This window comes from Pseudomonas faucium, from assembly GCF_021602585.1.
GTDB lineage: Bacteria > Pseudomonadota > Gammaproteobacteria > Pseudomonadales > Pseudomonadaceae > Aquipseudomonas > Aquipseudomonas faucium.
Map to the genome: position 1 here is coordinate 18,797 of NZ_BQIP01000026.1, position 15,688 is coordinate 34,484.

Consider the following 15,688-nt stretch of genomic DNA (forward strand, 5'->3'; position numbering starts at 1 on the left):
GCATCCCACCGAACGTGCGACGCGCGCTGCGGTCAACACCTAGGATCGGGCGGGCTAGCGCAACCCCCGATCTATCTGGTAAGTTCGGCGGCTCGCAGTCGCAGGGCCGGCGGGTGCCGGAGATGGAGCAGCCTGCGCATTGGATCAGATGAGTGAGAGGCGGTCTATTCATGTCCACCGTAGAAAAGCAAAAAACCCAGACCATGTACGGTGTCGAGCCCTATAAAGAGACCAAGGGCGAAGAGTACATGGGCGAGCCCATGAAGAAGCACTTCACCAAGCTTCTCAATGCTTGGAAAGGCGAGCTCATGCAGAGTGTCGACCGCACCGTAGACCACATGAAGGACGAAGCTGCGAACTTCCCGGACCCGGCCGACCGCGCCAGCCAGGAAGAAGAGTTTGCCCTGGAGCTGCGCAACCGCGATCGCGAGCGCAAGTTGATCAAGAAGATCGACAAGACCCTGCAGAAAATCCAGGACGAAGAATACGGCTGGTGCGATTCCTGCGGTATCGAGATCGGCCTGCGCCGTCTGGAAGCCCGCCCGACCGCCGACCTGTGCTTCGACTGCAAGGAAATCTCGGAGAAAAAGGAAAAGACCGTCGGCAAAGGCTGACACTTGTTCCATCCGAACGGGGCGCATCTTGCGCCCCGTTTCATTTATATGCCCGGCAATGCCATGAACGACTCCCGCTACATCGGACGCTTCGCCCCCACCCCGAGCGGCTTCCTGCATTTCGGCTCGCTGGTCGCCGCCCTTGCCTCCTGGCTCGATGCCCGCGCCGTCAATGGCCGCTGGCTGCTGCGCATGGAAGACACCGACCCGCCACGGGAAATGCCCGGTGCCCGCGACGCGATCCTGCAGACCCTGGAACGCTACGGCCTGGAGTGGGATGGCGAGGTGGTTTACCAAAGCCAGCGCCACGAGGCCTACGCCGCCGTGGTCGACCGCCTGTTCAACATGGGCCTGGCCTATGCCTGCACCTGCTCGCGCAAGCAGCTCGAAGGCCATGACGGCATCTACCCAGGCTTTTGCCGCAACGCGGGGCACGCCCGCGAAGGCGCGGCGATCCGCCTGCGGGTGCCCGAGCTGATCTACCGCTTCAGCGACCGGGTGCAAGGTGATTTCCAGCAGCACCTGGGCCGTGAGGTGGGCGATTTCATCATCCAGCGCCGCGACGGCCTGTATGCCTACCAGCTGGCCGTGGTGCTGGATGACGCCTGGCAGGGCGTGACCGATATCGTGCGTGGCGCCGATCTGCTCGACAACACGCCTCGCCAGCTGTATCTGCAGGAACTGCTCGGCTTTTCCCAGCCGCGTTACCTGCACATCCCGCTGATCGTGCAGCCCGATGGCCACAAGCTGGGCAAGTCGTACCGCTCGCCACCGCTCGAGGCCGATCAGGCCACGCCGCTGTTGTTGCGGGCGTTGCGCGCGCTGGGGCAGGACGTCGACCCGCAGCTGCTGATTGCCACACCCGCCGAAGTGCTGGCGGTGGCGCGCCAATGCTGGCGGCCGCAGGCGATTGCGCAAAGGACCACGGTGCCCGAGGCGGATTTGCGCTGAGGCCACCACTCAAAAACAAAAGCCCAACAAATTCAAACCCTTGGCGAACCCTACCGATTCCCGCTAGCATCGCCCCCGCCATTTGCGCCAATAATAAGTCCAAGCCCGCAGCGCCCAACCATCGAGGCCAGCATGTACATCTATCGTTTGGTCCTGCTTCTGGTCGTGGGGATCTACCTGTTCTCCCCGGCCATCATGGACTGGTGGATCGAGCCGACCGGAGCCTGGTACCGCCCCTACCTGCTCTGGCTGATCCTGATCGTCGTCACCTTCATCCTGCAGAGCCAACGAGATGCCGATGAGCTTTAGCCTGACCCAGATGATCCTGATCAGCGCCGGGTACCTGATGGTGCTGTTCGGCGTGGCCTGGATCAGCGAGCGCGGGCTGATTCCCCGTTCGATCATTCGCCACCCGCTGACCTACACCCTGTCGCTCGGCGTCTATGCCAGCGCCTGGGCTTTCTATGGCTCGGTGGGCCTGGCCTATCAATACGGCTACGGCTTCCTCGCCTGCTACCTGGGGGTGTCCGGCGCCTTCCTGCTGGCGCCGGTGCTGCTCTACCCGATCCTCAAGATCACCCGCACCTACCAGCTGTCGTCGCTGGCCGACCTGCTGGCCTTCCGCTTTCGCAGCACCTGGGCCGGCGCGCTGACCACGGTCATCATGCTGATCGGCGTGCTGCCGCTGCTGGCCCTGCAGATCCAGGCGGTGGCCGACTCGATCAGCATCCTCACCGGCGAGCCGGTCAAGGCGCGGGTGGCCTTCGCTTTCTGCGCCCTGATCATCCTGTTCACCATCTTCTTCGGCTCGCGGCACATCGCCACGCGTGAAAAACACGAAGGGCTGGTATTTGCCATCGCCTTCGAGTCGGTGATCAAGCTGCTGGCCCTGGGTGGCATCGGCCTGTATGCGCTGTATGGGGTATTTGGCGGGCCACATGGCCTGGAGGTGTGGCTGCTGCAGAACCAGACCGCCCTGGCGGCGCTGCACACCCCGCTGCAGGAAGGCCCGTGGCGCACCCTGCTGCTGGTGTTCTTCGCCTCGGCCATCGTCATGCCGCACATGTACCACATGGCCTTCACCGAAAACCTCAACCCGCGCTCGCTGGTCAGCGCCAGCTGGGGCCTGCCGCTGTTCCTGCTGCTGATGAGCCTGGCCGTGCCACTGGTGCTGTGGGCCGGCCTGCGCCTGGGCGCCAGCACCAACCCCGAGTACTTCACCCTGGGCCTGGGCATTGCCGCCAATAACGAAGCGCTGGCGCTGCTCGCCTACATCGGCGGGCTGTCGGCCGCCAGCGGGCTGATCATCGTCACCACCCTGGCGCTGTCTGGCATGGCCCTCAACCACCTGGTGCTGCCGCTGTACCAGCCGCCGGCCGAAGGCAACATCTACCGCTGGCTGAAATGGACCCGGCGCGCCCTGATCGTCGCGATCATCACCGCCGGCTTCATGTTCTACCTGACCCAGAACAACCACCAGAGCCTGGCCAACCTGGGCATCGTCGCCTTCGTCGCGACCCTGCAGTTCCTGCCTGGGGTGTTGTCGGTGCTGTACTGGCCGACGGCCAACCGCCGCGGCTTCATTGCCGGCCTGCTGGCCGGCACGCTGGTGTGGATGGTGACCATGCTGTTGCCGCTGCTGGGCAACCTGCAGGGCTTCTATATCCCGCTGCTGGACATGATCTATGTGCTCGACGACACCAGCTGGCACATGGCAGCCATCGCCTCGCTGGCGGCCAACGTGCTGCTGTTCACGCTGATCTCGCTGTTCACCAACGCCAGCAGCGAGGAAGTCAGCGCCGCCGAGGCCTGCGCCGTGGACAACGTGCGCCGCCCACAGCGCCGCGAGCTGCACGCGGCCTCGCCGCAGGAGTTCGCCACCCAGCTGGCCAAGCCGCTGGGCGCCAAGGCCGCGCAAAAGGAAGTCGAGCAGGCCCTGCGCGACCTCTACCTGCCGTTCGACGAACGCCGCCCCTACGCCCTGCGCCGCCTGCGCGACCGTATCGAGGCCAACCTCTCGGGGCTGATGGGGCCAAGCGTGGCCCAGGACATGGTCGAAACCTTCCTGCCCTACAAGTCCGGTAACGAGAACTACGTCACCGAAGACATCCACTTCATCGAAAGCCGCCTGGAAGACTACCACTCGCGCCTCACCGGCCTTGCCGCCGAGCTCGACGCCCTGCGCCGCTACCATCGCCAGACCCTGCAGGAGCTGCCCATGGGCGTCTGCTCGCTGGCCAAGGACCAGGAAATCCTGATGTGGAACAAGGCCATGGAAGAGCTGACCGGCATCGCCGCCAAGCACGTGGTGGGCTCGCGCCTGGTCACCATCAGCGAGCCGTGGCGTGGCCTGCTGCAGGGCTTCATCAACGTGCCCGACGAACACCTGCACAAACAACGCCTGGCGCTCGATGGCCAACCGCGCTGGCTGAACCTGCACAAGGCGGCCATCGACGAGCCGCTGGCGCCGGGCAACAGCGGGCTGGTGCTGCTGGTCGAGGACCTCACCGAAACCCAGGCCCTGGAAGACAAGCTGGTGCACTCCGAGCGCCTGGCCAGCATCGGCCGCCTGGCCGCAGGCGTGGCCCACGAGATCGGCAACCCGATCACCGGCATCGCCTGCCTTGCACAGAACCTGCGTGAAGAGCGCGAAGGCGACGGCGAGATCATCGAGCTGTCCAGCCAGATTCTCGAGCAGACCAAGCGCGTATCGCGCATCGTCCAGTCGCTGATGAGCTTCGCCCACGCCGGCGGCAGCCACCAGAACAGTGAAGAGCCGGTGTGCCTGGCCGAAGTGGCGCAGGACGCCATCGGCCTGCTGGCGCTGAACCGGCGCAACTTCGAAGTGCAGTTCTTCAACCTCTGCGCCCCGGAACACTGGGCCGAGGGGGACCCGCAGCGCCTGGCCCAGGTGCTGATCAACCTGCTGTCCAATGCCCGCGACGCATCCCCTCCGGGCAGCGCCGTGCGCGTGCGCAGCGAAGCGAGCGAGCACACCGTGGACCTGATCGTCGAAGACGAAGGCAGCGGGATCCCGAAGAACATCATGGACCGCCTGTTCGAGCCCTTCTTCACCACCAAGGACCCGGGCGAAGGCACCGGACTGGGGCTCGCTCTGGTCTATTCCATCGTGGAAGAGCATTATGGGCAAATCACCATCGACAGCCCTGCCGACATCGAACGGCAACGTGGCACCCGGATCCGCGTGACCCTGCCCCGGCATGTCGTAGCGACGTCCCCTGAAATTCGAGACCGTCGAGAGAATTGAATCAATGCCGCACATTCTGATCGTCGAAGACGAAACCATCATCCGCTCGGCCTTGCGTCGCCTGCTCGAGCGGAACCAGTACCAGGTCAGCGAAGCCGGCTCGGTGCAGGAAGCCCAGGAACGCTTCAGCATTGCCACCTTCGACCTGATCGTCAGCGACCTGCGCCTGCCTGGCGCCCCGGGCACCGAGCTGATCAAGCTCGGCCAGGGCACGCCGGTGCTGATCATGACCAGCTACGCCAGCCTGCGCTCGGCGGTGGACTCGATGAAGATGGGCGCGGTGGACTACATCGCCAAGCCCTTCGACCATGATGAGATGCTCCAGGCCGTCGCCCGCATCCTGCGCGACCGCCCGGCCGCATCGCCAGCTGCCCCGGCCGCCGAACCACGCGCCAACGGCAAGGGCCCGGCGGCCGACAAGGCCAGCCCGGCCGCAGCTGCCAACGGTGAGATCGGCATCATCGGCTCGTGCCCGCCGATGCTGGACATGTACAGCAAGATCCGCAAAGTGGCGCCCACCGACTCCAATGTGCTGATCCAGGGCGAGTCCGGCACCGGCAAGGAGCTGGTCGCCCGCGCCCTGCACAACCTGTCGCGACGGGCCAAGGCGCCGATGATTTCGGTCAACTGCGCAGCCATTCCCGAGACGCTGATCGAGTCGGAACTGTTCGGCCACGAGAAAGGCGCATTCACCGGCGCCAGCGCCGGGCGCGCCGGCCTGGTGGAAGCCGCCGACGGCGGCACGCTGTTCCTCGACGAGATTGGCGAACTGCCACTGGAGGCCCAGGCCCGATTGCTGCGCGTGCTGCAGGAAGGCGAGATCCGCCGGGTCGGCTCGGTGCAGTCGCAAAAGGTCGATGTGCGCCTGATCGCCGCCACCCACCGCGACTTGAAAAACCTGGCCAAGGCCGGGCAGTTCCGTGAAGACCTTTATTACCGCCTGCATGTAATCGCGTTGAAACTGCCTGCCCTGCGCGAGCGCGGCAGCGACGTCAACGAGATCGCCAATGCCTTCCTCGCCCGCCAGAGCGCGCGCATCGGGCGTGACGACCTGCACTTCTCGGCCGAAGCCGAGCAAGCCATCCGTCATTACAGCTGGCCGGGCAACGTGCGCGAACTGGAAAACGCCGTGGAGCGGGCGGTGATTCTCAGCGAGAGCGCGGAAATTTCCGCCGAGCTGCTGGGCATCGACATCGAACTGGGCGACCTGGACGATGACCTGCTCGACAACTCCCTGGTACCGATCGGCGTCAACGCCAATAACGCCAGCCATGAGCCGACCGAGGACCTGTCGCTGGAAGACTACTTCCAGCACTTCGTACTCGAGCATCAGGACCACATGACCGAGACCGAGCTGGCGCGCAAGCTGGGTGTCAGCCGCAAGTGCCTGTGGGAGCGCCGCCAGCGCCTGGGCATCCCGCGCCGCAAGAGCAACGCCACCAGCGAGTGATGCGTCTTCACTGGCCCCAGGCGATGGGGCCAGTGTTCTCCCCTCCTCCGTAACACATCAGTTCCCGCAAAAATCTGTTACCCATCCTGCCCAGGCGTAACAGACCCCGAGGTGTACGGTAACGAAATTTCTACATTTCGCTCCTGCCTTACCTCCCTCGAATCGCTCAAACCCTTGATTTCATTGAGTTTCCAAAAGTTGGCACGGCACCTGCTATATGTTTGGTACAAGAACAATAACAAGCACTGCAACTCAGAATAAGAACAAGACGAAACGGCTCACGCACAATAAAAACAAGACGGCGGAGGCGCAGCTAACTGATTCTTTTGGAGAGGATGCGTGTTTGGGGCTTGCCCCACGACCAGGCAGAGAACAACAAAAACTGCACTAAAAAGCAGCGCCTGAACTGGTTGGATCGAAAGGTCAACGTGACATCAGCGGCCAAAGCAATCCGTTTGCTCTTCACCCCTGGTTTGGGGGTCGTCCACAAGCGTTTGGATTTGTGGGCAGGGCACTCAACAAAAACAAAAAGCCCGGTAAAAAAACAATAAGAGCACGCAACGACTTCTTGGGGAGCTTAGGCTCCCCTTGTCGTTTCTCCCTTCCAGCAGACCAATCTGCGACCGCCTACACCATTCCCCGAGTAAATGCTAGAATCCCCGCCCATCATGCGGCCATTCTCCTATTCTTGGCCGAACATTCCTTCACACAGTGCATCCCATGCTGAAGAAGCTGTTCCAGTCTTTCCGCCCACCCGTACCGGGCCAGCACCACAAGCGCACCACGCCTGAGGTGATCAACAAGAGCCAACATTCGCTGCAGCGCCACCAGTTCAGCCGCCACGCGGTGAACATCGTCGAGCGCCTGCAGAGCGCGGGCTACCAGGCTTACCTGGTCGGTGGCTGTGTCCGCGACCTGATGCTGGGCATCACGCCCAAGGACTTCGACGTCGCCACCAGCGCCACGCCCGAACAGGTCCGTGCCGAGTTTCGCAATGCGCGCATCATTGGCCGCCGCTTCAAGCTGGTCCACGTGCATTTCGGCCGTGAGATCATCGAAGTCGCCACCTTCCGCGCGCACCACTCGGACGACGACCAGGGCGACAGCCACCGCTCGTCGCACAACGCCAGCGGTCGCATCCTGCGTGACAACGTCTACGGCACCCTGGAAGAAGACGCGCAGCGCCGCGACTTCACCATCAATGCCTTGTATTACGACCCGGTCAGCGAGCGCGTACTCGACTACGCCAACGGCGCACACGACATCCGCAACCGCCTGTTGCGCCTGATCGGCGACCCGACCCACCGCTACCAGGAAGACCCGGTACGCATGCTGCGCGCGGTGCGTTTCGCCGCCAAGCTCAATTTCGGCATCGAGAAGCACACCTTCAAGCCGATCCGCGAACTGGCTCCGATGCTGCGCGAAATCCCACCGGCGCGGCTGTTCGAGGAATGCCTCAAGCTGTTCCTGTCCGGCCAAGGGGCGATCGCCTTCGAAATGCTGGTCGACCTGGAGCTGTTCGAGCCGCTGTTCCCGGCCAGTGCCCACGCCCTGGAAGAGCGCCCGACCTACACCCACACCTTGATCAGCCAGGCGCTGAACAACACCGACCTGCGCGTCAAGCAAGGCAAGCCGGTGACCCCGGCCTTCCTGTTCGCCGCGTTGCTCTGGCCGGCCCTGCCAAGCCGAGTGCTGCACCTGCAAAATCAAGGCGTACCACCGATCCCGGCCATGAACGGCGCTGCCCACGACCTGATCGCCGAACAGTGCGCCCGCATCGCCATCCCCAAGCGTTTCACCCTGCCGATCCGCGAAATCTGGGACATGCAGGAACGCCTGCCACGGCGCAGCGGCAAACGTGCCGACCAGCTGCTGGACAACCCGCGTTTCCGCGCTGGCTACGACTTCCTGCTGCTGCGTGAAAGCGCCGGCGAGGAAACCGACGACCTGGGCCAATGGTGGACCGACTACCAGGACGCCAACGACAGCGAACGCCGCGAGATGATCCGCGAGCTGGGCAGCCGTGACGAAGGCGGCGCTGGCGGCCCGCGCAAACGCAAGCGCAGCCCCAGCAAGCGCAAACGCGGCGGTGACGAGGCGTTCGAGTGACCACTCGCGCCTTCATTGGCCTGGGCAGCAACCTCGACGCCCCGGCCGAACAGCTGCGCAGCGCCCTGCAGGCGCTGGACCAGCTCGATGGCACACGCCTGGCAGCGGCCTCGGCGCTGTACACCAGCGACTCGCTGCTGCCTGGCCAGCCACGCTACACCAACGCCGTCGCCGCACTGGATACCGCACTCGCGCCGCTGGCCTTGCTCGACGCCCTGCAGGCCATCGAGCTTGACCAGGGCCGCGTGCGCAAGGAACGCTGGGGCCCGCGCACGCTGGACCTCGACATCCTGCTGTTCGGCGACCAGGTCATCGACGTGCCGCGCCTGCAGGTGCCGCACTACCACATGCACGCCCGCCCCTTCGTGCTGTATCCGCTAGCCGAGCTAGTCCCGCACGACTTCCAGCTGGCCGATGGCCGCGCCCTCGCCCAGATGCTCGAAGCCTGCCCTTACGTTGGGCTGGAGCGCCTGTAATCCGGGCGCTTTGGCCTGCGGTAACGCCAGTAACACCCTGTTAGTAACATTGCGGTAACAGGGTCATTGACTTCCCCCACCTCGCTCACGACTATAGGCGTCCCGTGTGACACCATAGTGCCGCACACCCGTATTTAGGCCCGGACGGACCTGTGCCCGAACATCACGCGCGATGATGTGCCGCTCCGGAAGATGACTACACGCGTTGTTTGCAGTCGTTTTTCACAGCGCCTGAACGAGGATTTTCCTACATGCCTGAAGTAACCCTGACCACCCTCAACGGCCTCAAGGCCAAGGGTGAAAAGATCACCATGCTGACCTGCTACGACGCGACCTTCGCCAAGGCCGCCAGCCAGGCCGGCGTCGAAGTGTTGCTGGTAGGCGACTCGCTGGGCATGGTCCTGCAGGGCCATGACAGCACACTGCCGGTCACCACCAGCGAAATGGCCTACCACACCGCCTGCGTCAAACGCGGCAACGACGGTGCGCTGATCCTCGCCGACCTGCCATTCATGGCCCACGCCACGCCCGAGCAGGCGTTCGCCAACTGCGCCACGCTGATGCGTGCCGGCGCCCACATGATCAAGCTCGAAGGTGCCGCCTGGCTCGCCGACACCATTCGCCTGCTGGCCGAACGCGGCGTCCCGGTGTGCGCGCACATGGGCCTGACCCCACAGACGGTCAACGTGCTGGGTGGCTACAAGGTGCAAGGCCGCCAGGAAGCGCAAGCGCGGCAGATGCGTGCCGACGCCATCGCCCTGGAGCAGGCCGGCGCGGCCATGCTGCTGCTCGAATGCGTGCCCAGCGAGCTGGCTGCGGAAATCTCCCAGGCAGTGGGCATCCCGGTGATCGGCATCGGCGCCGGCAGCGCCACCGATGGCCAGGTGCTGGTGCTGCACGACATGCTCGGCCTGTCGCTGAGCGGCCGGGTGCCGAAGTTCGTGAAGAACTTCATGGCCGGCCAGCCCGACATCGAGAGCGCCCTGGCCGCCTACGTCAAGGCGGTGAAAGAGGTCAGCTTCCCAGGCAGCGAACACGGGTTCAGTGCATGAATACAGTCAAGACCGTCCGCGAACTGCGCGCCGCCGTGGCCCGCGCCCGCGGCGAAGGCAAGCGCATTGCCTTCGTGCCGACCATGGGCAACTTGCACAGCGGCCACGCGGCCCTGGTGACCAAGGCCGCCCAGCGCGCCGATTTCGTGGTGGCCAGCATCTTCGTCAACCCGCTGCAGTTCGGCGCCAACGAAGACCTCGACAAGTACCCGCGCACCCTCGCCGCCGACCAGCAGCGCCTGCTCGAAGCCGGCTGCCACTTGCTGTTCGCCCCCACCGTCGATGAGATGTACCCCGACGGCATGGGCGTGCAAACCCGCGTCAGCGTGCCTCACCTCTCCGAAGGCCTGTGCGGCGCCAGCCGCCCGGGGCATTTCGAGGGCGTGGCGACGGTGGTCAGCAAGCTGTTCAACATGGTGCAGCCGGACCTTGCCGTGTTCGGCGAGAAGGACTTCCAGCAACTGGCCGTGATCCGCGCCATGGTGCGTGACCTGAACATGCCTATCCAGATCATCGGCGAGCCCACCGTGCGCGCCGAAGATGGCCTGGCGCTGTCGTCGCGCAATGGCTACCTCACCCCCGAGCAGCGCGCTGCCGCCCCGGCGCTGTACCGTACCCTGCAGCACATCGGTGCAGCCATCGGCCGTGGCCAGCGTGATTTCGCCGCGCTGGTTGGTGAAGGGCAGGCGCAGCTCGCCGCAGCGGGCATGCGCCCGGATTACCTGGAAGTGCGCCACGCGCTCAGCTTGCGCCCGGCACAGCTGGACGATCGTGACCTGGTGGTGATTGCCGCGGCTTACCTGGGTAACACGCGGTTGATCGACAACCTGTACCTGCACGTGGAAGACAAGACCGCGTAGCCGGCTCTCTATCCAGAGAACAACGCTATACCTGTGGGAGCCGGCTTGCCGGCGATTGGGCGCCAACGGCGCCCCTCGCAAATCCCCCGCTCCCCCATTCCCTGCGCGTGCCCTTTGCCTATAATGATGGCCAGCCTGAACCCGGCAATCACTGCCCTGTCCAAGCACCACCACGCATCAAGGAATTCTGCGCAATGGCGTATTACCGTACACCCCACGATGTTACGGCCCTGCCCGCTTGGCAGGCACTCCAGCAACACCGCGACGCCATGCAAGGCTTCAGCATGCGCGAAGCCTTCGCCGCCGATGCCCAGCGCTTCGAACAGTTCTCCCTGAGCTGCTGCGGCCTGTTCCTCGATTACTCGAAAAACCTGATCAACGAACAAACCCGCGACCTGCTGGTGCAGCTGGCCGAACAAGTCGGCCTGCAGGACGCCATCAAGTCGATGTTCAGCGGCGAGATCATCAACGCCTCCGAAGGCCGCCCGGTCCTGCACACCGCCCTGCGCCGCCCGGTGGGCGACAAGCTCAGCGTCAATGGCGTGAACGTGATGCCGGAAGTGCACAAGGTACTCAACCAGATCACCGAGCTGGTTGGCCGAATTCATGACGGCCTGTGGCGCGGCTACAGCGAAAAGCCGATCACCGACGTGGTCAACATCGGCATTGGCGGCTCGTTCCTCGGCCCTGAACTGGTGTCCGAAGCCCTGCTGCCCTACGCCCAGCGTGGGGTGCGCTGCCATTACCTGGCCAACATCGACGGCAGCGAATTCCACGAGCTGTCGGCCAACCTGCGCGCCGAAACCACCCTGTTCATCGTCTCGTCGAAATCGTTCAACACCCTCGAGACCCTGAAGAACGCCATGGCCGCGCGTACCTGGTACCTGGCCCAGGGCGGCTCGGAGGCCGAGCTGTACCGCCACTTCATCGCCGTGTCGAGCAACAAGGCCGCGGCCGTGGCCTTCGGCATCCGCGAAGAGAACATCTTCCCAATGTGGGACTGGGTCGGCGGGCGCTATTCGCTGTGGTCGGCGATCGGCCTGCCGATCGCCCTGGCCATCGGCACCGCCAACTTCAAGGAACTGCTGTCCGGTGCCTACACCATGGACCAGCACTTCCAGACCGCGCCATTCGAGAAGAACATGCCAGTGCTGCTGGCCTTGCTGGGCGTGTGGTACGGCAACTTCTGGGGCGCCCGCAGCCACGCGATCCTGCCTTACGACCACTACCTGCGCAACATCACCAAGCACCTGCAGCAGCTGGACATGGAGTCCAACGGCAAGAGCGTGCTGACCGATGGCACGCCGGTGAAGACCGATACCGGCCCGGTGATCTGGGGTGGCGTGGGCTGCAACGGCCAGCATGCCTACCACCAGCTGCTGCACCAGGGCACCCAGCTGATTCCCGCCGACTTCATCGTCCCGGTGGTGAGCTTCAACCCGGTGGCCGACCACCATCAGTGGCTGTACGCCAACTGCCTGTCGCAAAGCCAGGCACTGATGCTCGGCAAGACCCGCGAGGAGGCCGAGGCCGAGCTGCGCCAGAAGGGCCTGAACGAAGCCGATATCGCCAAGCTGGCGCCGCACAAGGTGATCCCGGGCAACCGCCCGAGCAACACCCTGGTGGTCGAGCGCATCAGCCCGCGCCGCCTTGGCGCGCTGGTGGCGATGTATGAGCACAAGGTGTTCGTGCAGAGCGTGATCTGGGGTATCAACGCCTTCGACCAGTGGGGCGTGGAGCTGGGCAAGGAGCTGGGCAAGGGCGTCTACCAGCGCTTGGTGGGCAGCCTGGAAGACAGCGCCGAGGACGGCTCGACCCAAGGCCTGATCAACTTCTTCCGCGGCCGTCATCGCGGCTGACCTTTGCGGCCCTAATCGCCGGCAAGCCGGCTCCCACAGGGTGACCACTGTTCTTGAGTTCAGTGGCGTACCTGTGGGAGCCGGCTTGCCGGCGATTGGCCTGAAAGCTTGAACACCACCCCCAGCTACACTGTCCAATCGAATAGCCGTTGCAGTCCATCGCCCCCAAAAAGAGCAAGGACCACCCGCCATGTTCGATATCCGCGACTATCCCCAGGCCCTGGCTGTCAGCCAGTGCGCCAGCCTCTCCCCCGACGACTACCGCCGCCTCTACCGCCAGTCGGTCGAAGATCCCGACACCTTCTGGGCCGAGCAAGCCAAGCGCCTGGACTGGATCAAGCCCTGGTCGAGCGTGCAGCAATGCGACCTGAAGACCGGCAAGGCGCGCTGGTTCGACGGCGGCCAACTCAATGTCAGCTACAACTGCATCGACCGCCACCTGGCCCGGAGCGGCGAACAGACCGCCCTGCTGTGGGAAGGCGACGACCCCAAGGATGCCAAGGCCATCAGCTACCGCGAACTGCACCGCCAGGTCTGCCGCCTGGCCAACGCCCTCAAGGCACGCGGGGTGAAAAAAGGCGACCGGGTGTGCATCTACATGCCGATGATCCCCGAGGCCGCCTACGCCATGCTCGCCTGCACGCGCATCGGCGCCATCCATTCGGTGGTGTTCGGCGGCTTCTCCCCCGATGCCCTGCGCGACCGCATTCTCGATGCCGACTGCCGCACCGTGATCACCGCCGATGAAGGCGTGCGCGGCGGCAAGCGCATCCCGCTCAAGCAAAACGTAGACAAGGCCCTTGCCAGTTGCCCGGCCGTCAGCAGCGTATTGGTAGTGCAACGCACGGGTGGCGAGGTGGCCTGGAGCGAAGGCCGCGACCTCTGGTATCACCAGGCGACGGAAAACGCCGGCGACGACTGCCCCGTGGAACCGATGGCAGCCGAAGACCCGCTGTTCATCCTCTACACCTCCGGCAGCACCGGCAAACCCAAGGGCGTGCTGCACACCACCGGCGGCTACCTGCTGCAGGCGACGATGACCTTCAAGGTGGTGTTCGACTACCGCGACGGCGAAGTGTTCTGGTGCACCGCCGACGTCGGCTGGGTCACCGGCCACAGCTACATCGTCTACGGCCCGCTGGCCAATGGCGCGATCTCGCTGATGTTCGAAGGCGTGCCCAACTACCCCGACACCTCACGCTTCTGGCAGGTGGTCGACAAGCACCAGGTGAACATCTTCTACACCGCCCCCACCGCGCTGCGCGCGCTGATGCGCGAGGGCTCGGCGCCGCTGCAGAGCACTTCGCGCAAGAGCCTGCGCCTGCTTGGCAGCGTCGGCGAGCCGATCAACCCCGAGGCCTGGGAATGGTATTTCGAAGCGGTCGGGCAAACACGCTGCCCCATCGTCGACACCTGGTGGCAGACCGAAACCGGCGGCATCATGCTCACGCCGCTGCCTGGCACGCTGAAGCTCAAGCCCGGTTGTGCCACCCAGCCCATGTTCGGCGTGCAGCCGGTGCTGCTGGACGACCAGGGCAAGCTGATCGAGGGCCCAGGCGCCGGGCTGCTGGCGATCAAGGCCAGCTGGCCAGGGCAGATCCGCAGCGTCTATGGCGACCACCAGCGCATGGTCGACACCTATTTCAAACCCATGCCCGGCTACTACTTCACCGGCGACGGCGCCCGCCGCGATGCCGATGGCGACTACTGGATCACCGGCCGCATCGACGATGTGATCAACGTCTCCGGCCACCGCATCGGCACCGCCGAAGTGGAAAGCGCGCTGGTGCTGCACGACAGCGTCGCCGAGGCCGCCGTGGTCGGCTACCCGCACGACCTCAAGGGCCAAGGCGTGTACGCCTTCGTCACGACCATGAATGGCATCACCCCGGACGACGCCCTCAAGGCCGAGCTGCTGGCCCTGGTGAGCAAGGAAATCGGCAGCTTCGCCAAACCCGAGCTGATCCAGTGGGCGCCGGCGTTGCCCAAGACCCGCTCGGGCAAGATCATGCGGCGTATACTGCGCAAGATCGCCTGCAACGAGCTGGACAACCTGGGCGATACGTCGACCCTGGCCGACCCGAGCGTGGTCCAGGGGCTGATCGACACACGGCTCAATCAATAGCTGGCGGCCAGCGTCCATGGCCGCCCTGAACCACAGGTCGCCATGGAAGCCCTACGTCGCCGCATCGAAACCCAGGTCATGAGCCTTACCGGGCTGGCCCTCGGCCAGCTCGACCTGGAATCGCCCAAGGGCGACCCTGGCCTGTTCGGCCCGCAGAGCATCAGCTGGCAGGTGCATGGCGACTTTCCGAGCATGCTGGTCGGCGGCATCAGCGCCTTGCTCCTGCAGTTGCTGCACCCGCTGGCACTGGCTGGGGTATGGGACCACTCCAACTTTCGCGAAGACTTGCTGGGCCGCCTGCGGCGCACCAGCCAGTTCATCTCCGGCACCACCTTCGGTTCGACCCGCGATGCCCAGTGGCTGATCGACAAGGTGCGCACCATCCACCTGCAGGTCACAGGCATTGCGCCCGATGGCCGCGCCTATGCCGCCAGCGACCCCGACTTGCTGACCTGGGTGCACGTGGCCGAAGTCAGCAGCTTCCTCGCCGCCCACCTGCGCTACCGCAACCCGCAGCTCTCGCGCGCCGACCAGGACGCCTACTATGCTGAAATCGCGCTGGTCGCCGAGCGCCTGGGCGCGCGCGATGTGCCGCGCTCGTGCCAGCAGGTCGAGGATTACCTGCGGCAGATGCGCGCACAGATGCAGTGCGATGCGCGCAGCCTGGAGGTGGTCGAGATCCTGCTCAAGGCCCCCGCCCCCAGCCGCCTGGCGCAACCTGTGGGCAAGCTGATGCTGCACGCCGGCATCGACCTGCTGCCGGACTGGGCCCAGGCCCTGCTGGGCCTGGAGCATGGCCCGCTGCAGCGGCGGCTGATTCGCCTGGGCCTGAAACGCACCGCCCCCGTGCTGCGCTGGGCGATGCGCGATGGCTCGGCGCATCGCGCCAGGCGGCGCATGGGGATCGAATGACGGGAAGTGCTC

The 15,688-nt window shown here is 64.9% G+C and carries 12 protein-coding genes; all 12 read left to right on the forward strand.

The features are described from left to right. The first annotated feature begins 170 nt into the window (after positions 1-170). The 12 genes from dksA to L6D75_RS23330 all read left to right on the forward strand — a co-directional run bounded on the left by dksA (position 171) and on the right by L6D75_RS23330 (position 15,676). Complete coding sequence (dksA, locus tag L6D75_RS23275; protein WP_176517410.1) at positions 171-614, forward strand: RNA polymerase-binding protein DksA; 444 nt, start codon at positions 171-173, stop codon at positions 612-614. Between the two features lie 63 nt (positions 615-677). Then, complete coding sequence (gene gluQRS / locus L6D75_RS23280; protein WP_176517411.1) at positions 678-1,565, forward strand: tRNA glutamyl-Q(34) synthetase GluQRS; 888 nt, start codon at positions 678-680, stop codon at positions 1,563-1,565. Positions 1,566-1,697: 132 nt separating this feature from the next. Then, a complete protein-coding gene (locus L6D75_RS23285) occupies positions 1,698-1,874 on the forward strand; it encodes a hypothetical protein (protein WP_003250005.1) in 177 nt (58 codons plus the stop codon). Beyond that, a complete protein-coding gene (locus L6D75_RS23290; RefSeq protein ID WP_176517412.1) occupies positions 1,858-4,833 on the forward strand; it encodes a sensor histidine kinase in 2,976 nt (991 codons plus the stop codon). Before L6D75_RS23285 ends, L6D75_RS23290 begins: the two co-directional genes overlap by 17 nt. Positions 4,834-4,837: 4 nt before the next feature. After that, entirely contained in the window at positions 4,838-6,283 is a 1,446-nt protein-coding gene (locus tag L6D75_RS23295) for a sigma-54-dependent transcriptional regulator (protein ID WP_176517413.1), read from the forward strand. Positions 6,284-7,003: 720 nt separating this feature from the next. Next, on the forward strand, positions 7,004-8,392 hold the full coding sequence (locus L6D75_RS23300) for a polynucleotide adenylyltransferase PcnB (RefSeq protein WP_176517414.1): 1,389 nt from the start codon (positions 7,004-7,006) through the stop codon (positions 8,390-8,392). After that, positions 8,389-8,868, forward strand: coding sequence for a 2-amino-4-hydroxy-6-hydroxymethyldihydropteridine diphosphokinase (folK, locus tag L6D75_RS23305; RefSeq protein WP_176517415.1), 480 nt, complete (start codon positions 8,389-8,391; stop codon positions 8,866-8,868). Before L6D75_RS23300 ends, folK begins: the two co-directional genes overlap by 4 nt. Before the next feature lie 251 nt (positions 8,869-9,119). Beyond that, a complete protein-coding gene (gene panB / locus L6D75_RS23310; RefSeq protein ID WP_176517416.1) occupies positions 9,120-9,920 on the forward strand; it encodes a 3-methyl-2-oxobutanoate hydroxymethyltransferase in 801 nt (266 codons plus the stop codon). After that, positions 9,917-10,780, forward strand: a complete 864-nt coding sequence (gene panC / locus L6D75_RS23315; RefSeq protein ID WP_176517417.1) for a pantoate--beta-alanine ligase — start codon at positions 9,917-9,919, stop codon at positions 10,778-10,780. Before panB ends, panC begins: the two co-directional genes overlap by 4 nt. 194 nt (positions 10,781-10,974) lie before the next feature. After that, positions 10,975-12,639, forward strand: a complete 1,665-nt coding sequence (gene pgi / locus L6D75_RS23320) for a glucose-6-phosphate isomerase (RefSeq protein WP_176517418.1) — start codon at positions 10,975-10,977, stop codon at positions 12,637-12,639. A gap of 190 nt (positions 12,640-12,829) precedes the next feature. Continuing rightward, positions 12,830-14,764 carry an acetate--CoA ligase gene (gene acs, locus L6D75_RS23325; protein WP_176517419.1) on the forward strand — a complete coding sequence of 645 codons (1,935 nt, stop codon included), beginning with the start codon at positions 12,830-12,832 and terminating at the stop codon, positions 14,762-14,764. Positions 14,765-14,806: 42 nt separating this feature from the next. After that, positions 14,807-15,676 (forward strand): oxygenase MpaB family protein, encoded by an 870-nt coding sequence (locus L6D75_RS23330; protein ID WP_176517420.1) that lies wholly within the window; start codon positions 14,807-14,809, stop codon positions 15,674-15,676. Positions 15,677-15,688 lie beyond the last annotated feature (12 nt).